Source organism: Leptolyngbya sp. AN02str (assembly GCF_050565595.1).
GTDB lineage: Bacteria > Cyanobacteriota > Cyanobacteriia > Elainellales > Elainellaceae > Kaiparowitsia.
This window is the reverse complement of sequence record NZ_JBNXVR010000028.1, coordinates 25,240-48,650: the sequence shown is the minus strand read 5'-3', so window position 1 is coordinate 48,650 and position 23,411 is coordinate 25,240. Positions and strand designations below refer to the sequence as shown.

17 protein-coding genes and 2 tRNA genes are annotated in these 23,411 nt (G+C 52.7%); 4 read left to right on the top strand and 15 right to left on the bottom strand.

Annotated features, from left to right (window positions below):
• Window positions 1–75: 75 nt before the first annotated feature.
• The 7 genes from ACQ4M4_RS19245 to ACQ4M4_RS19215 form a co-directional block, all read right to left on the bottom strand.
• Window positions 76–243 carry a hypothetical protein gene (locus ACQ4M4_RS19245; protein WP_430686076.1) on the bottom strand — a complete coding sequence of 56 codons (168 nt, stop codon included), beginning with the start codon at window positions 241–243 and terminating at the stop codon, window positions 76–78.
• A 135-nt stretch (window positions 244–378) separates the two neighbouring features.
• Entirely contained in the window at window positions 379–504 is a 126-nt protein-coding gene (locus ACQ4M4_RS19240) for a hypothetical protein (protein ID WP_430686075.1), read from the bottom strand.
• Window positions 480–551, bottom strand: a tRNA-Thr gene (locus ACQ4M4_RS19235). The genes ACQ4M4_RS19240 and ACQ4M4_RS19235 overlap by 25 nt, the downstream gene beginning before the upstream one ends.
• An 85-nt stretch (window positions 552–636) precedes the next feature.
• A tRNA-Tyr gene (locus tag ACQ4M4_RS19230) sits at window positions 637–718 on the bottom strand.
• 41 nt (window positions 719–759) lie between these two features.
• Window positions 760–2,037: an aspartate aminotransferase family protein gene (locus tag ACQ4M4_RS19225; protein WP_430686074.1), complete on the bottom strand. Its 1,278-nt coding sequence runs from the start codon at window positions 2,035–2,037 to the stop codon at window positions 760–762.
• Between the two features lie 313 nt (window positions 2,038–2,350).
• The gene (rpsU, locus tag ACQ4M4_RS19220) at window positions 2,351–2,539 is read right to left on the bottom strand and encodes a 30S ribosomal protein S21 (RefSeq protein WP_430686073.1); all 189 of its coding nucleotides are present in this window, start codon (window positions 2,537–2,539) and stop codon (window positions 2,351–2,353) included.
• 143 nt (window positions 2,540–2,682) lie between these two features.
• Complete coding sequence (locus ACQ4M4_RS19215; RefSeq protein WP_430686072.1) at window positions 2,683–3,006, bottom strand: RNA recognition motif domain-containing protein; 324 nt, start codon at window positions 3,004–3,006, stop codon at window positions 2,683–2,685.
• 447 nt (window positions 3,007–3,453) lie between these two features.
• Between ACQ4M4_RS19215 and ACQ4M4_RS19210 the strand changes: the two genes are divergently transcribed.
• A complete protein-coding gene (locus ACQ4M4_RS19210; RefSeq protein ID WP_430686071.1) occupies window positions 3,454–3,933 on the top strand; it encodes an SRPBCC family protein in 480 nt (159 codons plus the stop codon).
• A 32-nt stretch (window positions 3,934–3,965) separates the two neighbouring features.
• On the opposite strand, the gene ACQ4M4_RS19205 is transcribed toward ACQ4M4_RS19210, so the two are convergent.
• Window positions 3,966–4,838, bottom strand: coding sequence for an S-methyl-5'-thioadenosine phosphorylase (locus tag ACQ4M4_RS19205; protein ID WP_430686070.1), 873 nt, complete (start codon window positions 4,836–4,838; stop codon window positions 3,966–3,968).
• Window positions 4,839–5,481: 643 nt separating this feature from the next.
• On the opposite strand from ACQ4M4_RS19205, the gene ACQ4M4_RS19200 reads away from it, so the two are divergent.
• Window positions 5,482–5,946 carry a phycobilisome protein gene (locus ACQ4M4_RS19200; RefSeq protein WP_430686069.1) on the top strand — a complete coding sequence of 155 codons (465 nt, stop codon included), beginning with the start codon at window positions 5,482–5,484 and terminating at the stop codon, window positions 5,944–5,946.
• A 419-nt stretch (window positions 5,947–6,365) separates the two neighbouring features.
• Here ACQ4M4_RS19200 and ACQ4M4_RS19195 read toward each other — a convergent pair whose 3' ends face one another.
• The 4 genes from ACQ4M4_RS19195 to ACQ4M4_RS19180 all read right to left on the bottom strand — a co-directional run bounded on the left by ACQ4M4_RS19195 (window position 6,366) and on the right by ACQ4M4_RS19180 (window position 15,594).
• Entirely contained in the window at window positions 6,366–7,502 is a 1,137-nt protein-coding gene (locus ACQ4M4_RS19195) for a DegT/DnrJ/EryC1/StrS family aminotransferase (protein WP_430686068.1), read from the bottom strand.
• Between the two features lie 244 nt (window positions 7,503–7,746).
• Entirely contained in the window at window positions 7,747–13,575 is a 5,829-nt protein-coding gene (locus ACQ4M4_RS19190) for a PAS domain S-box protein (protein WP_430686067.1), read from the bottom strand.
• 341 nt (window positions 13,576–13,916) lie between these two features.
• A complete protein-coding gene (locus tag ACQ4M4_RS19185) occupies window positions 13,917–14,552 on the bottom strand; it encodes a chorismate lyase (RefSeq protein ID WP_430686066.1) in 636 nt (211 codons plus the stop codon).
• Window positions 14,553–14,631: 79 nt separating this feature from the next.
• Window positions 14,632–15,594 (bottom strand): amino acid ABC transporter substrate-binding protein, encoded by a 963-nt coding sequence (locus ACQ4M4_RS19180; RefSeq protein WP_430686065.1) that lies wholly within the window; start codon window positions 15,592–15,594, stop codon window positions 14,632–14,634.
• 282 nt (window positions 15,595–15,876) lie between these two features.
• Here ACQ4M4_RS19180 and ACQ4M4_RS19175 point away from each other — a divergent pair, with 282 nt between their 5' ends.
• Both ACQ4M4_RS19175 and ACQ4M4_RS19170 read left to right on the top strand, forming a co-directional pair.
• Window positions 15,877–16,089, top strand: a complete 213-nt coding sequence (locus ACQ4M4_RS19175; RefSeq protein WP_430686064.1) for a hypothetical protein — start codon at window positions 15,877–15,879, stop codon at window positions 16,087–16,089.
• A 749-nt stretch (window positions 16,090–16,838) separates the two neighbouring features.
• On the top strand, window positions 16,839–17,774 hold the full coding sequence (locus tag ACQ4M4_RS19170; RefSeq protein ID WP_430686063.1) for an isopenicillin N synthase family dioxygenase: 936 nt from the start codon (window positions 16,839–16,841) through the stop codon (window positions 17,772–17,774).
• Between the two features lie 97 nt (window positions 17,775–17,871).
• Here the strand turns inward: ACQ4M4_RS19170 and groL are convergent, their stop codons facing one another.
• From groL to mutS, 3 genes are all read right to left on the bottom strand, one after another.
• Window positions 17,872–19,509 (bottom strand): chaperonin GroEL, encoded by a 1,638-nt coding sequence (gene groL, locus ACQ4M4_RS19165; RefSeq protein ID WP_430686062.1) that lies wholly within the window; start codon window positions 19,507–19,509, stop codon window positions 17,872–17,874.
• A gap of 113 nt (window positions 19,510–19,622) precedes the next feature.
• Complete coding sequence (gene groES, locus ACQ4M4_RS19160; protein ID WP_430686061.1) at window positions 19,623–19,934, bottom strand: co-chaperone GroES; 312 nt, start codon at window positions 19,932–19,934, stop codon at window positions 19,623–19,625.
• Window positions 19,935–20,338: 404 nt separating this feature from the next.
• Window positions 20,339–23,134, bottom strand: coding sequence for a DNA mismatch repair protein MutS (gene mutS, locus ACQ4M4_RS19155; RefSeq protein ID WP_430686060.1), 2,796 nt, complete (start codon window positions 23,132–23,134; stop codon window positions 20,339–20,341).
• Window positions 23,135–23,411: the final 277 nt, after the last annotated feature.

The window sequence follows — 23,411 nt, the reverse complement described above, 5'->3', positions numbered from 1 at the left end:
CTGCGCAAAAGCCCCTCCACACCACGCCCAACAGCCACATCAGCCGTCGTGATCAACGTCCTCAATCGAGCCTCGTTACAAAACCACCATCAAACTCAACGCGGGCAGCACAGTCACATTTTGCAAATGGCCCAGAGTTGATGACGCAATACTGAACGGCACCGACGCTTGAGGACAACGGAACGGGTTGATGGCAACTGCATCTGGCACTGTAGATCTGGCACTGTAGAGACGCAGCAGCATACCATCCACTCTTTCTCAGTCTTCCAAGAAAAATCGGGTGCGGCTTGAGAACGTTGGAAATGTTGATAAAACGTGATGAATGGCAGAACTTAGGAAGTGTAGCCCAGCAATCTATCTTTCGCAGAATAAAGCTTCCTAAGCATCGTGCTTGATTGGCCGTGTGATGAAGCGCGATCGCCACAAAACAATGGGGCCAACGATGAACGCCAACCCCACAACATCGAATATTTTGAAAAAGCCCGTGATGAGGATTGAACTCATGACCTCACCCTTACCAAGGGTGTGCTCTACCACTGAGCTACACGGGCAAACGGTTTAGGGTTGCAATTTTAGACAAGAGTTAGACGAATCTAAAGCAGTCTAAAATTGCCGTAACCTAACCAATCGCGTGGATGGGCCGGGCTGGATTCGAACCAGCGTAGGCGTAGCCAGCGGATTTACAGTCCGCCCCCATTAACCACTCGGGCACCGACCCGTCCTTTCCACGATTATCAATCGTATCACAAGTGTCAGGATTTACAAGGACTTTTCCAAAGAAATTTGTTCTACTGCTTTGCGAACCGATGCCAGAGCTTGATTAACCTCGGCTTCCGTCACGATTAGAGGAGGCACAAACCGCACCACCTTAGGCCCAGCAGGCACCAGCAGCACACCTTCCGCCATTGCCGCTTTCACAATTTCGGGAGCCGTAATGTCCACATCGGCGCTCAGCTCCAAACCGTTGATCAAGCCCCAACCGCGCACATCCTGCACCAGTTTAGGATGATCCTGAGCGATCGCCCACAGTCCTTCACGCAGTTGCTCACCCCGGGCCTGCACATTCGCCAAAAACTCTGGTTGCTCGATCGTGCAGCATACGGCTAAGGCTACGCCACAGGCAAAGGGATTGCCACCATACGTACTGGCGTGATCGCCCGGTTCAAACACATCGCACTTGGCCTTGCACAGCATGGCCCCAATGGGAATGCCACCGCCCAGCCCCTTAGCCGAGGTGAAAATATCTGGCTCAATGCCCAGGTTCTCGTAGCCCCAAATTTTGCCGGAGCGGCCCATGCCCACCTGCACCTCGTCCATGATCAGCAGAATGCCTTTCTCGTCACAGATCTGCCGCACCCGCTGGAAATAGTCGCGATCGCCAGGACGAACGCCCCCCTCACCCTGCAAGCCTTCCAGCATAATGGCGGCAACCTGGCGCGTAGGAGCATCCAATGTGGCGATCGCTTCCTCTAGAGCGGCGATGTCGTTGTAGGGCACATATTGAAAGCCAGGAACCAACGGGCTAAACCCTTTTTGATACTTAGGCTGCCCCGTTGCCGTAATCGTCGCCAGGGTACGTCCATGAAAGCTAGCGTTGGCCGTGATGATAACCGGATGGTCAATCCCCAGCACAGTATGGCCGTACTTTCGCGCCAGCTTAATGGCTCCTTCGTTGGCCTCGGCTCCTGAGTTGCAGAAAAAGGCCTTATCCGCACAGGAATGCTCCACCAGCCATTGCGCCAGTTCGCCCTGTTCGCGGGTGTAGTACAGGTTAGATACGTGGTGCAGCTTGTTGATGTGCCGCGTCACCGCTTCGGCCATGACCGGGTGGGCGTGCCCCAAGGTGCAGGTGGCAATTCCCGCTACAAAATCCAGATACTCGCGCCCATTGCTATCCCACACGCGGCTGCCTTCGCCTCGCTCCAGCATTAGCGGAAAGCGCGCATAACTATGTACCACGTACGCATCAAACTCAGCCGAGGTAAACGATGGGGCATCCGTCGCCGTTGGGATTTGAACAAGCGTGTCTGGACTCACAGTAGCTCCTCAAAAAAATCATGAATTGGAAATCAGTTGAGTTGTCCGGCAATGCGATCGCGCATGATTGACCGCTTGGTTCCACGATCACCAAGCTCATTGTTGAGTGAATCACCAGGTACGGGAACCCTCAACCGGGTCAATTTTTGATGTGTTTTGATCTTAGGGCAGATTTTTGAGAGCAGCCCCTACTTCCGTCAAGAAACCACAACATGGCAAGACCAAACCTGCTTTTCACCCTGTAAAAAAGTGGGTCCAGCACATCATGCTGAACCCACTTTTCCAAATATTCCAACACATAGGGCGTTAAAAATTATTGGCTACTACGAAAACGACGCTTCTTACGCCGGGCGATCGCTTTCCGCTTTTCTTTTTGCAGAGGAGTTTCGAAATGACGATTTTTCTTCATATCAGCAAAAATATCAGCCCGTGCCACCTGACGCTTAAAGCGACGCAGCGCCGATTCAATTCCTTCGTTTTCGCCCAAAATCACTTGAGTCATGGCTTACTCCTTACTTACAAATGGCAACGCACAGTCTCGCATCCGCACTGTACACAAAATAAATGCAAAGGAGCTTTTAGCAGAGCAAGGCAGTTCCTCGATCTGCTAAAAGCTCCTATCTTTCAATCGGTTTCAGTGAAGCCTTAGAAGCGGCGATCGCGACCACCGCCACCACCATTGCCACCGCGACGATTGCCACCCCAACCGCCAGAAGCGGGGCGCTCTTCCCGTGGCTTGGCCTTGTTCACTCGCAGGTCACGACCCATCCACTCTGCGCCATCTAGCGCTTCAATCGCAGCAGATTCTTCTTCATCAGAGGACATTTCAATAAAGCCAAATCCACGCGGACGCCCTGTTTCGCGATCGGTTGGCAACTGAACACGCTTGACTGTGCCGTATTCAGAAAAGATATCCGTGATATCTTCAGCTGTCGCCTCATACGACAGGTTCCCAATGTAAATTGACATGGACAACTCCACCATTAAACGTTGTTCGAGAATCAATCGGGAGAGTTGTCTATCAACCAAGGGCAAGCGCAACTAAACACCGAATATGAAGTCTCAGGATTCTAATATAGCCCGGAATGAAGAGCAACGCAAAAAAACACAGCCCAAAACAAACCGTATGGAAACCTTACGGTTCACTACATCCTAACTCGTGATTTCACGGATGCCTGTGGGCAGGCTCAACCACGTCTAGCAATAAGGGGTGACGTTCTAGACGTGTGGTTGGTTGTGGAAGGGGGGCGATGCCCCCCTTCCACAACCAACCACACATTTGAAACACGATCCAATAAGGCTGCATTTAGATTTTCGAATGTTGAAGCCGTTGCCACCCACTGTCTCCACAAATTCATTGTGGTAATGCAGTATAGATCCTGCCCCTAAGATTTGCTGATAAACATAGGCATAGATATGTTTCATTTTGAGACAAATTGGATCTTTGCGGCATCGGCCGAGCGGTTATGGCAAGAACTCGTTGACCTGCCTAATTGGCCAACCTGGCTAGCAGATTTTAGAAGCGTGCAGGTGATTGAATCTCCAGTTGGTGCTGGATCTGGTATAGATTCTGAGATGAATGTTGGCACTCGTTATGCCATTACGTATCGAGGTAGCTTGCCTTACTCGTTTCGATTTGTGCTAGAGGCCACCTCATTCGAGGCGCCACACCGCATTGAACTGCGATCGACCGGAGATTTAATTGGAATGGGCACTTGGCAGATTGCCCGTACAGCAGAGGGCTGTACGGCAACATACATCTGGCAGGTTACGGTCGCCAATCTTTTCTTTCAGCGACTGATGGTTGTGCCCTGGTTGCGATCGCTTGCAGAGCAAAATCACCACCGCACAATGGATCGGGCCTACACGGCCCTCAAGCGGCGGCTTCAGGGCTAACCGTCTGGCTATCTCTCTCCATAGATGTGTCTCTACAGATACTTTTGCAGTAGCAGCGAGAGTTTTTCTTTGGTCGCGGTGGGAGCGTGGGCTAACGGGGTAAGAATGGCATACTTAAGTGCGCTATGGGCCTCCGATGGGGGTGGATTTTGGCTAAGGCGGCGCACCGTCTCGCGAATGACCCGCTGAGCATTCACCGCATTCTTCTGCAAGTTGCCAATCACCATTTCCACCGTCACGTTGTCGTGATCGGGATGCCAGCAGTCGTAGTCGGTCACGAGGGCTAGCGTGGCGTAGGCGATTTCGGCTTCGCGCGCCAGTTTTGCTTCAGGCAAGTTGGTCATGCCAATAATGGTGGCATCCCAGCTGCGGTACAAGTTAGACTCGGCCTTGGTGGAAAATGCAGGGCCTTCCATACAAACATAGGTACCGCCCCGATGCAGGGTTACATCGGGCAGGTCCAAAGAAGCGATCGCCTCTTCAAGGACAGCCGCCAAGTTTTTGCAAACGGGATCACCAAAGGCAATGTGAGCCACAATGCCTTCGCCAAAAAAGGTAGAGATGCGGTTTTTGGTGCGATCGATAAACTGATCGGGAACAACCATATCCAACGGCTTGGCTTCTGCCTTGAGCGAACCCACCGCCGACGCCGAGATTAGGTATTCCACCCCCAAACGCTTCATGGCGTAAATATTGGCTCGAAAGGGTAGCTCCGATGGCAAGTAGGTATGGTTTCGCCCATGGCGTGCCAAAAATGCAACGCGTGTTCCATCTAAGGTGCCCACGATCAGAGCATCAGAAGGCTTGCCAAAGGGAGTATCGACAACGATTTCCTCAATATCTGTCAGAGCATCCATTTTATAGAGGCCGCTGCCTCCGATAATGCCTATCTTGACTGCTGTCATGCTACGTCTGCGTGATGTGACGCCAGAATTTTACACCTACTAGCAAGTGCCACGTTGGTTTGATCCCGCATTTTTTGACAACCCGTGTCACTCAGGGGTTTACCCACACGAGAATTATCAATTTATATAGTGAGCGCTCTAACAGCCAGGAAACTAATGCCATGCCAGTCGTGACTGGCCAAGTCGTGGCTGAACAAATCGTGACTAGCCAAGCTTGTGATGATCCCTGCGTCAGCAATTTGAAGCTGACGCAATCCAACATTTTTTAACGTGAGTGATGGATAGGCAGAAGTGCCCATTTTTGCGTGCGCGTTGCGCACGCAAAAATGGGCACTTCTGAGTTTTTTTAGGGTTTTAGCCCGCAACAAGTCATCCAAACATCTCAGGGTTCTGCTTGACGTACGTGAGTTCTGGCAGCTCACGCACCAGCAACTAGGAAATATTTAAGTCTGGTAAGCGCTTTTGGGGCTGTCAAAATGTTGCGTTTTGTTACCAAAAATTTCCGCAGGTTTAGGGAGGCGACTCGACAGACAGCGGCTCCTAGGGCAAATTTCCTTAGTCCTACGGAGTGGTTGTATAAATGCTAACGCCTAATTTGTAGAAGTGTGTTACCCGCAATTTGTCAGGCTTCGGAGTTTTTTTGATGAACAGACTGCTAGAAGAGAGTATTCGCAACGCAGATGGGCGATATCTGAGCGATCGCGAACTTAGTCCGTTGGAGCATTACGCCCACAGTTATCACAATCGGCTGAACACCTATACATTGCTTCACCAAAATGCCGATCAGCTTGTGACGCGATCGCTCCAGCAAATGGGCGTTTCCGATCCCTACGTGACCCAGCATAAAACCACCTGCTTCCGCGACATGAGCTATGTGGTGCGCATGGTCGCGATCGCCCTGCTACGCGATGACGAAGATGGCTTTAAGCAAGAATTTGTCTTATGGATGCAAAACATTTTGGCTGCTCTCCATAAAGACGCACAATCGGCTAAAGCTTATCGCATTTTGCAAATCACCATTGCCAACGAGTTGCCCAGCGACAACGCCAAACTGGTGAACCACTACCTTAGCGAGTTTATTGCGGCTCTCAGCACGAACCGTCCTTAATCTCACCTCAGCAAACTCCCTTTCTCCCAAACTGCATCGTGAACCGGCTGCATGTGGACCTGACAGTTGGCCCTCGAGCCTGACACTCTTGGGCATGGCAGGTTCCACTGCACCCAATGCACAGATGGGAAATCAAGAGTTCGAATGCTGAGCCCTAGCCCCTTGAATTCCCGAATACATTTCCGAAACCCTGAGAAGCGAATGTTCTCAGGTGATCCCGAATCTGATTCACGTCAGATTCGGGAAAGGGCTGTGATGAAGGTGGCACGTCACAACCTTCATCACAGCCCTTGTTTGCATTTGCATTGTGCGTGCAAACAGGGGTATTTCGACTGATCCAGAACGCCTGGTGATGCCTCTTGGGGCAGTTCCCATGGTTGGGTTGAATCCGGCGAGGGGCGATCGCCAAGGGTGACGGGTTAATGGACGAGGCTGTCTTTAAGCGCGTAGAACACCTGCTCTTGCTGCTGAGCCGACAGCTCAGGGAACATGGGTAACGACAACACCTCGTAGGCCAACTGCTCCGCGACTGGAAACCTTCCTGCTGCATAGCCCAGCGACTGATACACGGATTGCAAATGCAGCGGAATCGGGTAATACACCATCGAGCTAACGCCCTGCTCTTGAAGTTTTTGACGAATGCGATCGCGCCATTCTCCTGAGCTGGTGCCCTCTGGCTGCGTAAGGCGAATGGTGTACTGGTTCCACACAGAAGTGCCCCCCGGCAAAGGTTTGGGGGTTACAACACCCGGCACCCGATTTAACAACTGTTGGTAGCGATCGGCCACGGCTTGGCGTTGGGCATTCCATGTATCTAGATACCGCAGCTTAATTTGCAAGATTGCGGCCTGCACCGCATCCAAGCGGCTGTTCATGCCAATTTCTTCGTGGTAGTAGCGAACACGGCTGCCATGTTCGCGCAAGATTCGAATCCGCGTGGCGATCGCAGCATCGTTTATGGTAACCGCCCCACCGTCACCACAAGCGCCCAAGTTCTTAGTCGGAAAGAAGCTAAAGCATCCCACATGACCAATGCTGCCCACCTTGGCATCCTTCCATTGGGCTCCGGTCGATTGGGCGCAGTCCTCAATGACCAGCAGGTTGTGCGCCTGGGCGATCGCCATCAATTGCGTCATATCCACCGGCTGGCCAAACAGGTGGACGGGCATAATCGCTCGGGTGCGAGGAGTAATTGCCGCCTGAACTTGTGCCAAATCCAGGTTGAACGTCTCCGGATCAACATCCACAAACACAGGAGTAGCCCGCACCATGCTGATGACTTCTGCCGTTGCGATGAAGGTAAACGGAGTAGTGATCACCTCATCGCCTTCGCCAATGTCATAAGCCCGCAGCGCTAAATACAGCGCATCTGTACCTGAATTGCACACCACACATTCAGACGTTCCAATGTAGTGGGCAAATGCTTGCTCAAACTGCTGATTGAGGGGACCGTTAATATACTGTCCTGAAGCCAACACAGCACAAACCGCTGCATTCACTTCGTCACCAATCGTTTGGAACTGTTGGGTTAAATCAAGAGGGGGAATCACGTTCACTCGCTTACACCGGAAAAATGAAAAGGGATGGGACCAAGAGACGCATGAGAGTGATCGCCAGCCAATTTATCAACGTTCACCCAATCCGATTGGGTTTGCAAAAACCAAGCAGAGTGGTGGCTGGCTACACTGTGTTCTATCTTCGCCTAAGTCTATGAAATGATGGAACCCTTATGACCGTTTAAGAAACGTTTGGGTCGCAAAATCACGCTGCCCTCAAGTCCCAGATCAAACCAGCGATCGCCTAACAATCGCGCTGTTCTAACAACTGAGTGGCCTCTTGAGCCGTCAATGGTTGGCTAAACAGATAGCCCTGCATTTCCTCACACTGGAGCGATCGCAACAGTTGCAGCTGATCCTCAGTCTCCACACCCTCAGCCACCACATTCAAGTTCAGGCCATGCCCCAGCGCCACAATGGCGGTAATGATCGCCATATCATCCGAATGCATCTTCAAATCTTGGACAAAAGAGCGATCGATCTTCAAAGCGTGCAAGGGAAACGTTTTGAGATAGCCCAAAGACGAATAACCTGTGCCAAAATCATCCATCGCAATGCGCACACCCATACTCCGCAAGTCTCGCAGCATTTGGGTCGTGAACTCGATATCTTTCATCGCTGCCGTTTCGGTAATTTCTAGCTCTAGGTGCTGGGGCAACATACCAGTTTTCTGCAAAATCGCCATAACTTGCTCCACCAGATCAGGCTGCTGAAACTGGCGGGCCGATAGGTTCACAGCAATACGCTGCGGAGCAATGCCCTGGCTCAGCCAATGCTGGTATTGCCAACAGGCGGTTTCTAGCACCCACTCACCAATGGGCACGATCAACCCGTTTTCTTCTGCCAAAGCAATAAATTCACTCGGCGGCACCAGGCCCAAGATGGGATGCTGCCAGCGAATGAGCGCCTCCATTTGGGTAATTTCGTTCGTTGTCATGTTGAACTGCGGCTGGTAGTGCAGCACAAACTCGTGATGCTCTAGCGCTTCGTGCAGACTGCTGTCGAGGGTAAGCCGCTCCGAAGCACGTTGATTCAGCACTGCGGTATAGAACTGGTAATTATTACGACCCTGATCTTTCGCCCGGTACAGGGCTGCATCGGCATTTTTCAGCAGCGTTTGGGCATCTTTGCCACTGTAGGGATAAATGGCAATGCCAATGCTACAGCTCACCCGCAAATCATGCCCTTCCAGATTGAACACTGGCTTCAGGGCAGCAGCAATGCGCTGAGCCACCTTAGCCGCATCCTCTGGCACTTTGAGCGAAGGCAGCAGCAGCGTAAACTCATCGCCACCCCAGCGAGCAATGGTGTCTTCTTCTCGCAGGCATTGATTCATCCGCTGGGTCGCCTGACGCAGCAGTTGGTCACCGACGGCATGGCCCAACGTATCATTAATGGTTTTAAAGTGGTCCAGATCCAGAAACAGCACAGCAAACATGTCGCTGCTGCGCTGCGCTTGGGCCAGAGTTTGGTTGAGGCGACAGTTGTACATCACCCGGTTGGGCAACCCCGTTAGCGAGTCGTGGTACGCCTGATGCCGCATTTTTTCTTCGGTTTGCTGGCGTTTAATTGCGCCACCCAGGCTAGCCGCACTGACAACAAGGATCGATTCTTCGCTGGCGGTCCAGGCGCGAGCGTGGGTGCAATCATCAAATCCAATAAAGCCCCACAGGTTCCCTTCCACAAAGATGGGCACCATAATGATGGACTGAATGCCATCCCGACTGAGCAGCTCTTGTTCTCGCGGGGGCATCTCCTGCACCACACTGCGAATTGATTGCCCCGTTTGAAAAGCTTGGTACCATCGCTTCAGGCCAAAGGCACTGTAGGGCTGATTTTGCCAGTGGGTTTGGGGAAGCGATGGGGCGACTCCGGCACGCACCCACTCGTACTTCATGCTCATGGCCATTTCCCGCGTGACGTGATGCGGATGGTTGGCATAGATGTACACGCGATCCACTTCGGCGGTTTCGCCCAAAATGGCCAGGGCTTTGGGAATCGCGGCATCTAATTCGGGGATGGTGAGCAGACAGTTGGTTGCAGAGGCGACTCCTTGGAGCAAGTTGTCGCGTTTGATTAATTCCGCTTCATCTTGCTTGCGGCGGGTAATGTCTTCAACGGTCCCTTCGTAGCCAATGAGCTGACCTTCGGGAGAGTAAAGCGCTCGCGCACACTCCGAAATCCAGATGATGCTGCCATCTTTGCGATAAATTTCGGATTCAAATCCCAGGACGGAGCCTTGATTTTGCATGAGCTGCACAAAGTCGAGGCGGCGTTGAGGATTGACATACAGTTGGTTTTGAATGTTTGTGAGGCTGTTAATCAGCTCATTGGGAGAATCGTAGCCATAAATGCGGGCCAGCATCGGGTTCACGATGAGATAGTGACCATCCACCGTGCTTTGGAAAATGCCCTCAACGGCGTTTTCAAAAATACCGCGATACTTGGCTTCAGCTTTTTGCAAGGCTTCTTCGGCGAGCTTTTGCTCAATGGCGATCGCAGCCAATCGAGTCGTCATATCGATCAGCTGGAAATCGGCTTCGACTGGAGTACGGCACTCTGGGCTGTACAGCGTCACACACCCCAACACCCGCCCCTGGGACGACAGGATAGGAGACGACCAGCATGCCCGCAAGCCTGATTGCAGCACGTGATTTCTAAAATGGTTGCATCGCGGATCGGTAGAAACATCGGAACAAATGATGGGCTGTGCATAGTACATCGCAGCGGCACAGGGACCACCATTGGGACCTAGCCTCAACTCATTAACAGATTGAAGGATGGCTGGAGACAAATTGGGAGCTGCCCCCAAGCGAATATGTACCCCATCGGCATCGAGCAATAGCACCGAGCCAATCATGCCTTCCCGTTGTGCTTCGATTGTGAGAATCAGCGCATTGAGCGTTTCGGACAGGGCACAGTCGCGGGCGATCATTTCCAGCACGGTGCGCTGTCCTGCTAGCAAATCGTCCGATCGCTTGCGCTCTGTTACATCTCGCGACACGGCAATAATTTCCGATACGGTGGAGTCGGCCATGTGGACGGCTTTACCCCGTGTTTCTAGCCAAATGTACTGCCCATTGCTGCGGCGAATACGATAGGTGAACAGCGCAAACTCGACTTCGGGCTGAGCCATGATGGCGGCGTGAGCCTGGCGCACCGATCGCAAATCATGGGGATGAACCAACTCTTCCGTAAAGCGTCCAATTAGGGCTTCGGGAGCATAGCCCAAGAGCGATCGCGACGCTGGCGACACATACAGGTATTCCCCATTGGGTTTGTAGCGAGAGATCAGATCAGTTGCATGCTCGGCCAATAGGCGATAGCGGCTTTCACTATGGCGCAGCGCCTCCATTGCCCGTTGGCGCTCCAGCGCAATGGAAATCGCCGCTGCCGCCGCCCGTAGCAAATCGATTTCAAACTGTTCCCAGGTGCGCGCTTCGATACAGTTATCAAAGCCAATAAATCCGTAAACCTCGTCATGCACCGACAGGGGCAACACCAAAATGGCTTGAATCCCATGGGATTGCAAAATGGCCTGCTCCGCCGTCGAAAGATCCGAAACTTTGCCCCCGTAAACCTCTCGCCGGGTCAGCGCAGCTTCCATCACCGGAGACGCAGTCGTTTCCAACAGGAGGTGAAAGGGAGACGGCTGCGGCTGCGGCTCCATCCCCACTGCACACCACGCCTGTCTACAGACAGTGAACACCTGCCCCACATCATCTCGGGTGTTTTCAAACAGATAGACGTGGCTGGCTCTCGCAACCTGGCCCAAGGCCGCCAGCACTTGGGGATAGACCATCGCCCACTGTTCAACGGTGAGCAGCCGTTGCTGCAAATCGACCAACACGCCTAAATACTCTTCTCGGCGGGCCAGGGCAGCCTCCGCACGACGACGCTCGGTAATATCTTCGTAGGTGCCCAATACGCCAATAACATTGCCATCCGTATCGTGAATGGGCACTTTGCTCACATCCTGCCAAACGTTACTGCCGTCGGGAAGCGCCTTTTCGCGCAGGAGGTGAAGTAGGGGTTGTTGGGTATCCATCACAAAGCGATCGCTCTCCTGGTAGCGTGCAGCCAGCGTTGCACCCCACAGGTCATAATCCGTTTTCCCCACAATTTGACTGGGATCGCTCAGCCCCGCGTTATTGGTCAGCAGACGATTGGCCCCTTGATAGACCAAATTCGTATCTTTCCAGAAAATGTATTGCGGAATGTTGTCCAAAATGAGGCGCAAAAACGCTTCTTTTTCTTGTAGAGCGCGTTCGTTTTCTTTGCGCTCGGTCATGTTGCGCACGCTCACAATAAAGGTGTCATTACTACAGGGGGCAATCCGGGCCTCGTAGTACTGCGATCGTTCTGCAACAATTAGTCGGTATTCAATAGTTTGAGCACGTTTGGTTTGGTAGGCTTTGGCCATGGCCTGTCGAGTTTCTGAGGCGATCGCTTCCGGCAGAACCGCTTCGATGGGTTGGCCAATAATATCGTGGGTGGGCAGCGGCAAGTCCGATTCTTGCTCTGCCTGAACATAGAGATAAACCCCGTTATCATCAACCAAAAACAGTAAATCCGGGATGGCTCGAAGAATATCCCGGTTGCGGGCCTCGCTTTGGCGCAGGGCGTCTTCGGTCTGCTTGCGTTCGGTAATGTCTTCCACCATGCCAAACGACGCCACAGCCTGATGATTGGCATCGCGAATGGCAGAGACCGTTAGGTGAGCCCACACCCATCGCCGATCCTTATGAATAAATCGCTTTTCGAGATGGAAAAAGTCTCGCTGCCCCGTCAACAGCTCTTGCATGAGTTGTTGGTCGGCTTGCATGTCGTCGGGATGGGTAACATCCATTACCGTGAGCGATCGCAACTCTGCCTGAGAGTATCCCAGCATGCGGCAAAACGATGGATTGCACTCCGTAAAATGGCCATCAACCGCCGTGAAGCCAATTCCCATGGCGGAATTTTGAAACAGGGTGCGAAACTGCACTTCGCTTGCCTGTAGGGCATCTTCCACCCGCTTGCGCTCGGTAATGTCGGTGATAAAGCCTTCTAGCCCTTCAATCTGGCCCGTCTCATCGTAAATGCCGTAGCCTTTCTCCCACATCCATTTGATCTCACCCTGCTTGGTGGTGATGCGGTACTCGGCCACATAGGGGCGGTGTTGGGCGATCGCCTCGTTAATCGCCGCCAACACCTGGGGCAAATCGTCGGGATGGGTAATGCTGGTGTAAGACTGCTGGCGATCGGGGCCAATCAACTCATGGCTGTGGTATCCCGTCAGGCTATAGCACCCCTGGCTTAAATACCGCATAGCCCAATCTTCTGTATTTGAGCCAATGAAGACAATACCGGGCATCGAATCGAGCAGGTTGGCCAGCCGCAGTTGCCCTTGCCACAGCGTGTGTTGCACCTGCTTAAGCTGGATGACCAAGCCTAAATGCGGGGCGATCGCCATCAGCACCTCAACCCAATGCGCCGCATCAACGGTTGGCCCATCCACCCCAAACATCAGCACCGCTACACAGGGCGTCTGCTGCATTTCCGGCGATTGTGCCGCCGTAGAAACCGCAGAGGAACTCACCACCGGGAGACCCACCACCGAACCCCGCTGCGCATCTCCCCCTGCCAGTTGGGCACTCGTTGGACCACTCGTTGGACAATCGGTTGAACAACCGGCAGGCACCCAAATCGGCTGCCCTAGCATCCACACCGTTTCGGCCAACTCTTGATGGCTAGCCCCTTCTGCGGAGATGGCGATCGCATCCGACTCTGGGTTCCCATCGCACCGACAGGACACCAGCCGTTGCAGTTGCGGCACAGAATCCTCCGATGGCAGCCACACTTCACCGCTCGTCCATTGGGTAAGTTGGCAAATCCGCTCAATCAACGTCGTCAACGACGCGACAAAGCTATCCGACTCTCCAAACGAGGCCATCAACCACTCCAGCGCATGCGCCGCCTGTGGGCTCAATCCATGGTACTGAGAACAATTTGGCAAATCTGCCAATGGCAAAGAAGCTGCAGCCGGATTGGCAGACAAGGCATACGGATCTGGACGGAAGGCTTCGGGCATCACACACGCAAGACTCGGTTCATTAGGTTATTCACAAAACAGCAATACACCCTGGTTAATCAGCAATCTGATTCATCTCGCTTAACCACGGCTTTTCATCGACCACAGCTCATCATGCTTGCATCGTTCAGCAGCATGGGTGTGCAGTCAAGTGCCCATCGCCCTGGCTAATCGTTTCTATCAGCCGCTTTTGATACTAATGAAAATCTCCAGGTCAGCCTGTATAAATTTTGGCTAACCTAATGCGTATTTCCCAAATATGTATAAAGTATAAAGCGTCAGTTTAAAGCTTCAGTCGGCAAATAGCCGAGCCGTTGACGAGTAGAGAAAGGGACTCTGCTCTAAATATTCCCGCTCTCATCTTGCTGTGTAACAGCAATCGGGCCGAGATATCGGGCTAAGTAGGGAGAGAAGACTTCGTAGATGAGCGTAATCGGACGGCCATGATGCCAAAACAGGTAGTGACGCCCCCAAAATGGGCCTGACTGGGCAAATGCCTGTTCCAAAACCCGATTGTGCCCGTGGTAAATTCCCTGCACATCGCGGTATAGCTCAGTTCGGAGGCGGGTGAGGTTGAGCCAAATGGGCAGCGATCGGTTTTGCAAATACTCATCAACATGGCTCGCTTCCCACCAAGAGGTGGCATAGGCCAAGCGTTGTCCCGAACCGGTACGCAACCATACCTGGCGGCGCAATCGCGGGCCTGGAACCACATCGAGCTGTTTAGGGGCATTATCGGCATGCATGCCAATCAATGACATATCGATAACATCGACCTCAGTCGGCTCACCCGTGAGGAGCTGCAAATGGCGGGTGGGAGAACCATCGCCTAGCAGCAACATTTGCCAAGCCGGAGCAAGCTGGTGATGGGGCAACCCCTGCTGCACCGCTACATCATTGCCTTGCCAAATGGGATTGAGAGCATGCCAAGTGGTTGACTTGTTTGCGAACTCGATGTTGCGAATAACTGAAGTCAATGGCGTTACAAAACTTTAACTGCTATTACTTAGCATGATATAGCAAAAGGCAAAGGTACGGGAGAGAACCAACCGCGCACTAGGGAGACGATTGCGGCACTGGATCTGGCTGCTGGGCTTGCCGAGCGGCCCTGGCAATCTGCTGCTGATAAAGCTCAAAAACGGGGCTGGGTTCGATGGGGACGTTCCCTTGCTGACCAAACCATTGGTCAAACAGGGGGCGGTGGGTGGCGTTGTTGTCGACGACTCCCTGCATGAGTTCTAGTAGGGTTTGGTTGACGAGCGATTGAAAATCGGGATCGTGTTTGGGCAGCAAGCAGGCATATTCTTCTCGGCTGTAGGGGGTTGTGGGAAAGACGCTGAATTCGCCGGAGTTGGGGAGCGATCGCCGCAGCCCTTCCAACAACACCCCATCACTAGCAAACGCATCAATTCGGCCTGAGTTCAACGCATTCACCCCAGCCATGAGGTTGGGCATTGAGACCAAACGAGCAAGGGGCAAACGCAAGCGCACAATGTCGGCATTGGTAGAGCCCGGAACTAACCCAACTCGAATATTAGGAGGGGATGAGGTCTGTCCCTGCTTCACTAAAAACTGGGTTCCTGTGACAAAGTAGCTTAGAGAAAAGGTGGCATATACCTGCCGGGTCGATGTGGCGCTAATTGCATCACATACGATATCGATTTGGCCTTCTTGTAACCGACGCATGCGATCGCGGCTTGAAGCTTCGGCAATTTCTAGGCGTACATTTTGCCCAGTTGTTTGAGCAAGGCGATCGCGAACAAGGTGCAAAATATCAATTGAATATCCCACCCAATTACCCTCTGCATCTTGGCTGGCAAAAGGCCCAGCACTGCTCGACGAGCCAGCCGTAAGAACTCCCGTTCTGCTAACTCGCTCCAATACCGATTCTGCATAGGCTGAGCTTGTTCCAGTTCCCAGCAACAGCATGACCCAAATCCAAAGATCAGGCCGAATCAAAAGCTTGCTCCATCTCCATCGAACACGCTTCATTTGGTTTAATTCTTGAACGATAACCATGCAGCAATTCCTGGCTTCAACATTTCTAACCTGTCGTATTGTGCCCTTCTTTCAGGCTCTTATAAAAACTTGATAAACCTGACCCAAGCCAGCATTGACCAACCCCGCTGAATGGAGGAGTCCTTCTGTTGCCTTCAACAAAGAACATCACCCTTTGTCTGAACAATTCGGCTGGATAGAAAAGTACTCCTTACGGTTCAACGCTATCCTAACTTCTGGAAGAGGAATTTAATAGCAGCAATCCGTAAGCTTATGTTTATAAGGAATTCTGGAGTTTACGAAATGACTACTCAGGATAACGACAATAAGCGTCAGGATCAGCAGAGCAAAGAAAGTACTGCAACATCCGGTGGGTATCAAACGCCAGTTGATGAAGCAATTCGCCAAACTGGGCCTGCTATCAAGGACGATGCACGACCCACTGCACGACCCGAGTCTCCCAGCAGTGATGATGGAGTCCCAGGTAGCCCCAATCAAGGCACTGAATCACGCTAGTTTGAGACTTCGCTTTGAGATGTGACAGAAACAGTGAACACCTAGCAAGTGAACCTGTCAAACTACTGTCGAACAATAGATGTCTTAACCCTTGAGTCGCATTCAGATTGATTTATGCTTTGGCCTATGTACACCGAAACAGTGTGCGTGGGCTTTTTTCAATGGAAAAACCTTCTATTCTTATGTCATTATTCGCCTCTATTGACAACAACAGCCGTTTTGGCTGAGGACGGCTTTAAAAGTGGCAAAGTCACGTTCAAAATTGCGCCTATCTTAACAACGTTAGCGACAGCTATATCTAACCAACTTAAACCAATTCAGTCTAGTAAATCTCTGTAAACTCATCGCCTAAATTCGCAGATTTCATAAACGTTAATTCATAGAGCCAAATAAATTAGAATAAATTAATTGAATAAGCAAAGCAGAATAGATAAATCGAATCTTTCAACGATAAGGCTTATTCTTACTTGCTCTTAGTCAAGGTTGAAATTGCTTTTCAGAAAATTTTCCAGAAATCATTAAACCTTTGAACGAGTTGTGGTACGTACCTTAAAATCATTAAAAATCAGGCTCTAAAATCCTGTACCGTCTGCTGTGCAGCTGGCAAAGGATTTTAGCAATTTATGTTTCATGAGGGTTGATTTCTTAAAGAGTGAAATACTATGAATGTGTTTTTGAATAACCTCAAAATTGGGATCTAAATCCTCTTAGCAGATTCTGCGATCGCCCCGTTTATATGGCCTAAGCTTATGGTGACTCAAACCATCCCTGTACTGGATTTGCAAGATTTTTTTAGTCTCTCCAAGACTCGTCAAGATACTTTTGTGTTGGAGTTGGGAAATGCTTTGCGCGATATTGGCTTTTTTGCTCTGACCAACCATTCAGTAGATAGCAGTGTGATTCAGGCTGCGTATACAGTAGCAACTCAATTTTTTGAGTTACCCGATGCTGTGAAACTTCGATATGAAGGCACAAAAACGCGTGGACAACGAGGCTACACTTGCTTTGGCAAGGAGCACGCCAAAGACCACCCGGTTCCAGATTTGAAGGAGTTTTGGCATTTGGGTCGGGCTGGTGCTGCTGAGCGCGATCGCCGCAATCTATACCCGGCCGAGATACCCGAGTTTCAGCCTGTGATGGATGAGTTGTTTCAGCAGTTAGAAGCATGTTCAGCGGTATTGCTAGAAGCGTGTGCGCTCTATCTGGATTTGCCCCGCACCTTCCTTAGCGACATGATTCGCGACGGCAACACATTACTACGCATCATCCACTATCCACCCATTCCCGCAGATGCCCCTGCTGCAAGCATTCGGGCGGCAGCCCATGAGGATATTAACTTCATTACGCTGCTGTGTGAGGCGACTGCACCGGGATTGGAGCTGAAGCAGCGCGATGGCAGCTGGCTGCCGATTCAGGCGCTACCGGGACAAATCATTGTAGACACGGGCGATATGCTGCAAAACCTGACGAACGGACTGCTGCGTAGCACGACCCACCGCGTTGCCAATCCTGACAATGATAAGGAACGCCGCTTTTCGATACCGTTCTTTGTGCATCCTCGTGCGGAAGTGGATTTGACGCCACTGGCTGGATGCGTGGACAAGACTGGTGGTGAAGCTCGCTACCCGTCCTGGACGGCAGGCGAGTATTTGACTCAGCGACTCAAGGAAATTGGATTGGCATAAAAAAACGATCGCCCTTCTTGCCGAAAAGCGATCGCTCATGATGTTCGTGATGGTTGCACTCAGGCGAACGATGTCACTCGCCTGAGTATCGACTGAATTAGTAGTCGAAGTCGCCGCCCATGCCAGCACCAGCACCAGCGCCAGCTGCTTCCTTGGGTTCGGGTTTGTCAACCACGATGCACTCGGTGGTTAGCACCATTCCGGCGATCGAAGCGGCGTTTTGCAGCGCGGAACGGGTCACCTTAGCAGGGTCCACGATACCAGCTTCAAACATGTCAACGAAGTTGCCCTTGGCAGCGTCGTAACCTACGTTGAAGTCCTTCTCTTTCACACGCTCAGCGATCACGGCACCGTTTTGGCCAGCGTTTTCGGCAATGCGCTTTAAGGGAGCAGCCAAGGCACGAGCCACGATTAGGGCACCGGTTAGCTCTTCAGCAGAGAGGTTGCCATTGGCCCACTCTTCCAACTGAGGACCGAGGTGTGCCAAGGTGGTACCGCCACCGGGAACGATCCCTTCTTCCACAGCCGCCTTGGTAGCGTTGATCGCGTCTTCCAGGCGCAGTTTGCGATCCTTCATTTCGGTTTCGGTTGCGGCACCCACTTTCACCACAGCCACACCGCCAGAGAGCTTGGCCAAGCGCTCTTGGAGTTTTTCCTTGTCGTAAGAAGAATCGGTTTCTTCGATTTGACGGCGGATTTGCTCGCAGCGAGCCTTCACCTGAGCTTCGTTGCCCTCGGCCACGATGGTGGTGGTGTCTTTGGTGATGGTAAGACGACGAGCCTTGCCTAGCATGTCGAGCTTGGTGTTGTCGAGCTTGAGGCCGGTGTCTTCGCTGATGACCTGACCACCCGTCAGCACCGCGATATCTTCCAGCATGGCCTTACGGCGATCGCCAAAGCCAGGAGCCTTCACAGCAGCCACGTTCAGCACACCGCGCAGCTTGTTCACCACCAGGGTTGCCAGGGCTTCTTTCTCAATGTCTTCTGCAATGATCAGCAGAGGACGACCCGAGCGAGCCACTTGCTCCAGCACGGGCACCAAGTCTTGTACCAGAGCGATCTTCTTGTCGGTGATCAGGATGAAAGGCTCATCCAACACGGCTTCCATGCGCTCGGTGTCGGTGGCGAAGTATGGAGAGATATAGCCCTTATCAAAGCGCATCCCCTCGGTGACTTCCAGTTCGGTAGTCATGGACTTGCCTTCTTCCAGCGAGATCACGCCTTCGCGACCCACTTTGTCCATGGCCTCGGCAATCATGGCACCCACTTCTTCGTCATTACCGGCAGAAATGGAGCCTACCTGAGCGATCGCCTTGGAATCTTCCACAGGACGAGCATGCTCGGCAATGCGCTCTACCAAGAAGGCCGTTCCCTTGTCGATACCGCGCTTCAGGGAGATGGCATTGGCACCAGCAGCCACGTTACGCAGACCTTCTTTCACCATGGCGTGAGCCAGCACGGTTGCGGTGGTGGTACCGTCGCCTGCTGCGTCGTTGGTCTTAGAAGCAGCCTGACGAATCAGCGAAACGCCGGTGTTTTCAATGTGGTCTTCCAGTTCAATTTCTTTGGCAATGGTGACCCCGTCATTCACAATTTGGGGAGCGCCGAACTTCTTCTCTAGCACAACGTTGCGGCCTTTGGGACCCAAAGTTACGGCAACGGCTTCTGCCAAAATGTCGATACCTTTTTCCAGAGCACGACGAGCATTTTCGTTGTAAATGATGCGCTTAGCCATAATGTCTCAGTGAAATTTAGATGTGGTGTTAGATGAAGCTTGAGATTTGAGGTTGGCGATTTTGGGTTTAGCCCTGAATTCAGACTCAAACATCCAAAATCGAACATCCAAAATTAGGAAACAACGGCCAAAATGTCCTTCTCAGACAGCAGCACGTACTCATCGGTACCCAGCTTAATGTCGGTTCCGGCGTACTTGGAGTACAGCACTTTGTCGCCGATCTTGATTTCTAGCTCTTGGCGGGAGCCATCATCGTTGCGACGGCCAGGGCCAACCTGCACCACTTCGCCAACCTGGGGCTTTTCTTTCGCCGAGTCGGGCAACAAGATGCCACCCGCGGTTTTTTCTTCAGACGCGCTCACTTTCACGAACACGCGATCGCCAAGTGGCTTCACCGTTGAAACACTCAGAGATACAGCAGCCATAACATCTCTCCAGATATGCTAAATAGTCTAGTTGGGAAAAACCGTAGAGCTGCAATTGGGAGAGCCGTGAACGGTTGCCAGTTGCAAAACTAGGAGACACTGCAACAGCACCCATTGGGTCAACCCATTGCGCTCGCGTGTGAACTTACAACCCGTAACTCACTCGCGAGGGAGTTAGCACTCTCAACTCCTGAGTGCTAATTTACCGGAGGGATGGATCAAACAGCAACTTTTTTGACGGTACGGTTTCCCGAACTGATGCATCGCCAAACCTGAACTGGAGAACGCGCGATCGCTACAACGCTTTTTCCATAAGGATTTCACACCTCCCTTAATGGTTTGGCTTTTGGGGCGTCTCCTCCATCTCATCACGTCAACCCAGGAAAGGCTGCTTGTTCTTTGGGTTATCCATGAAAAATATCGAGCTGTTCGGTTGGGGTTGCTTCTGCTAGGCGGTGCCGCTTTCGGGCTTTGGCAGAGCCGTGACCGTTGGTTTGTCCACTGTTGCGCAACCCTACGGCAATGCGGGAATGTTGCTCGATTTGGCTCATAACTTGCTTGGCACGATCAATCACAGACGGAGGCAAACCTGCCAGTCGCCCTGCTTCAATGCCGTAGGACTTATCAGCCCCACCAGGCCGCACTTGGTGGAGAAAGATAATCTGATCCGGCATTTCCTTGACGACCACCTGGTAGTTGGCAATATTCGGCAGAATGGAGGCCAGCTCGTTCAGCTCGTGGTAGTGGGTGGCAAAAATGGTGCGGGACTGCACCTCGGTCGCCAAATGTTCCGCAACCGCCCAGGCAATGGAAAGCCCGTCAAAAGTAGCGGTGCCGCGCCCAATCTCATCAAGCAAGACGAGCGATCGCGCCGTTGCGTGGTTCAGGATATTGGCGGTTTCGTTCATTTCCACCATGAAGGTGGATTGGCCCGTGGCTAGGTCATCCACCGCACCCACTCGCGTAAAGATGCGATCGCACACGCCCAACGTCGCCGACCGAGCCGGAACAAAACTACCCACTTGCGCCATAAGCTGAATCAGCCCAATCTGCCGCAGATAACAGCTTTTGCCGCTGGCGTTTGGCCCCGTCAAAATAATCAGGTCGGGAGAGCGATCGCCCTCCATTCCCTCTACGACCTCATCCGTCGCTCCATCTGTCGCCTCATCTATCGCTTTGCCAGTCGCGAGTGCATCGGCACTGCCCAATGCAGCCCCGTTCGGCACAAAGAACCCCGCCGGAAGCGACTGCTCCACCACCGGATGCCGCCCGTCTACAATCTCGATTTGGCGCGATTCGGTAATGGTAGGGCAGCCATAGTTTTGGTAGACGGCCACTTCCGCCATGGAGCACAACACATCGACGCTGGCGATCGCCCCAGCCACCGTTCGAATCGGCTCCGCAAAGCTAGACACCTCATCCCGCAATGTCGAGAAAACCTCATACTCCAGCTTGTTAATGGCTTCCCGCGCCGTCAGAATGGCGTTTTCTTTCTCCTTCAGGTCAAAGGTGATGTAGCGCTCCTCATTGGTGAGGGTTTGCTTGCGGGTGTAGCCCTCGGGCAAGGTGGTGGACTTGCTGCGCGAGATGCTGATGTAATAGCCAAATGCTTTGGTATAGCCCACCTTCAGGGTAGAAATGCCTGTGCGATCGCGCTCCCGACTTTCCAACTGAGCAATCCACTGCTGGTCGGCATCGAGCTGTTGACGCAGGCTATCGAGCTGGGGATGAATGCCATCACGAATGATATTGCCCTCGGTCAGATACAGCGGTGGATGCTCCACCAAATGGGCCTTAAGCCGATATCCCAACTGCTCCAGATCGGGCGGCACCGTTTGCAGCGCCGTCAAGAAGGGAGACTTGGCCTGGGCCACCAGTCGCGCCAAATCTGGTAGCCGTGTCAGAGAATCCGCCAGCGCCACCAAATCCCGCGCGTTGGCGGTGCCCGATCCGGCCCGGCCCGTCAGTCGTTCCAGGTCGTAGATTTGCTTCAGCAATTGCTGCAAGGTTTGGCGCAGATTGCCCTGGCTCACGAGTTCCTGTACCGTTTCCTGGCGATCGCGAATGCGGATCATGTCCAGCAGAGGTTGCAGCAGCCAGCGGCGCAAGGCCCGCCCACCCATCGCCGTCACGGTGCGATCCAGCGCCCACAGCAGCGATCCATGAAACGTACCGTCGCGCTGAGTTTGCGTAATTTCCAAATTCCGCCGCGTTTGGTGATCCAGCACCAGATATTCGCTCAGGGTGTAGGTACACAGCAGCTGCAGGGGCACCCTAGGAATTGGGGCATCCCGATGATGGCCCGTCACCCGTTCGGAGGTGTCTTCAATGTATTGCAGCAGCCCCCCCGCCGCCCGCACCGCCAGGGGCAACTGCTCGCAGCCCATGCCCTCTAGCGATCGCACCCGAAACCGTTCCAGCAGGCGCTGCCGAGCCTCGGCCTGAATGAACGGAGCCTGGGATCGCAACGTATAGCAAAACTGCGTCGGCAAACAGGCCGGCAGTTGATCTGAGCGATCGCCCGGACGCAGCAGCGATCCCAAGTCTGGTGCATTGGTCGGGATCAAAATTTCTGAAGGGTGCAACCGCAGCAGTTCCTGAGCCAATTGCTCCAAATCGGCGGACTGCGTGGTGAGAAATTCCCCTGTAGAGACATCGGCGATCGCTAAACCCCAATGATTTCCAGCAATTACCACCGCGGCTAAATAGTTGTTGCGACGGGCATTCAGCATGCCCTCTTCCAAAATAGTGCCAGGAGTAATGACTCGCGTCACCTCTCGCTGTACCAGGCGACCCTGCACATCGGCAGCATCTTCGGTTTGGTCGCAAATGGCAACAGCAAAGCCCCGCTCCACCAGCAGCGCACAATAGCGCTCCAGCGCATGGTGAGGAATGCCCGCTAGCGGAACACGGCCCACCTCTTTTCCTGCATCTTTACTGGTGAGTACTAGCTCTAGTTCCCGAGCAACCGTAATCGCATCCTGAAAAAAAGTTTCAAAAAAATCTCCCACCCGGTACAGCAGCAGCGCATGAGGATACTCATCCTTGAGGTCAGCATAGTGCCGCATCATGGGCGTGAGCAGGCTACGTTCCACGGCGCGGTGCTCAGCGTAGCGCACGTCGTGCTTGATCAACCGCTCAGGCAAGTCACCCAACAAATTGCCTTGCACATGGGAATCTGGCGCAGAAACGTCTGCCATAACAGGTCAGGTGTACTAGAACTTCAAGATTCTGTATTGACTCTATCGCACTTAAGCCAGGAGGATTGTATCAGCCTCAGCGAACCGTTTTCGCTTCAGCGTGGCAAAGTCGGGATCACTCCTACACAAAGGGAGCGATCGCCATCCGCATTCAACCCCTGTTAACAAACTGGTATCTACTGGTATTGATTCGGTTCAGGCCCACCTGTTCGCCCCTAAATGGGTCATCTTCCCTAAGGCTCAGCCCGCCTGAAGCCTGGGATCATTCAGTAGTAGA

Coding starts and splice junctions, on each gene's coding strand:
- ACQ4M4_RS19245 (WP_430686076.1), bottom strand. CDS start 243: ATGCTGCTGCGTCTCTACAGTGCCAGATCTACAGTGCCAGATGCAGTT.
- ACQ4M4_RS19240 (WP_430686075.1), bottom strand. CDS start 504: ATGAGTTCAATCCTCATCACGGGCTTTTTCAAAATATTCGATGTTGTG.
- rpsU (WP_430686073.1), bottom strand. CDS start 2,539: ATGACTCAAGTGATTTTGGGCGAAAACGAAGGAATTGAATCGGCGCTG.
- ACQ4M4_RS19215 (WP_430686072.1), bottom strand. CDS start 3,006: ATGTCAATTTACATTGGGAACCTGTCGTATGAGGCGACAGCTGAAGAT.
- ACQ4M4_RS19210 (WP_430686071.1), top strand. CDS start 3,454: ATGTTTCATTTTGAGACAAATTGGATCTTTGCGGCATCGGCCGAGCGG.
- ACQ4M4_RS19205 (WP_430686070.1), bottom strand. CDS start 4,838: ATGACAGCAGTCAAGATAGGCATTATCGGAGGCAGCGGCCTCTATAAA.
- ACQ4M4_RS19200 (WP_430686069.1), top strand. CDS start 5,482: ATGAACAGACTGCTAGAAGAGAGTATTCGCAACGCAGATGGGCGATAT.
- ACQ4M4_RS19190 (WP_430686067.1), bottom strand. CDS start 13,575: ATGCCCGAAGCCTTCCGTCCAGATCCGTATGCCTTGTCTGCCAATCCG.
- ACQ4M4_RS19180 (WP_430686065.1), bottom strand. CDS start 15,594: ATGGTTATCGTTCAAGAATTAAACCAAATGAAGCGTGTTCGATGGAGA.
- ACQ4M4_RS19175 (WP_430686064.1), top strand. CDS start 15,877: ATGACTACTCAGGATAACGACAATAAGCGTCAGGATCAGCAGAGCAAA.
- ACQ4M4_RS19170 (WP_430686063.1), top strand. CDS start 16,839: ATGGTGACTCAAACCATCCCTGTACTGGATTTGCAAGATTTTTTTAGT.
- groL (WP_430686062.1), bottom strand. CDS start 19,509: ATGGCTAAGCGCATCATTTACAACGAAAATGCTCGTCGTGCTCTGGAA.
- groES (WP_430686061.1), bottom strand. CDS start 19,934: ATGGCTGCTGTATCTCTGAGTGTTTCAACGGTGAAGCCACTTGGCGAT.
- mutS (WP_430686060.1), bottom strand. CDS start 23,134: ATGGCAGACGTTTCTGCGCCAGATTCCCATGTGCAAGGCAATTTGTTG.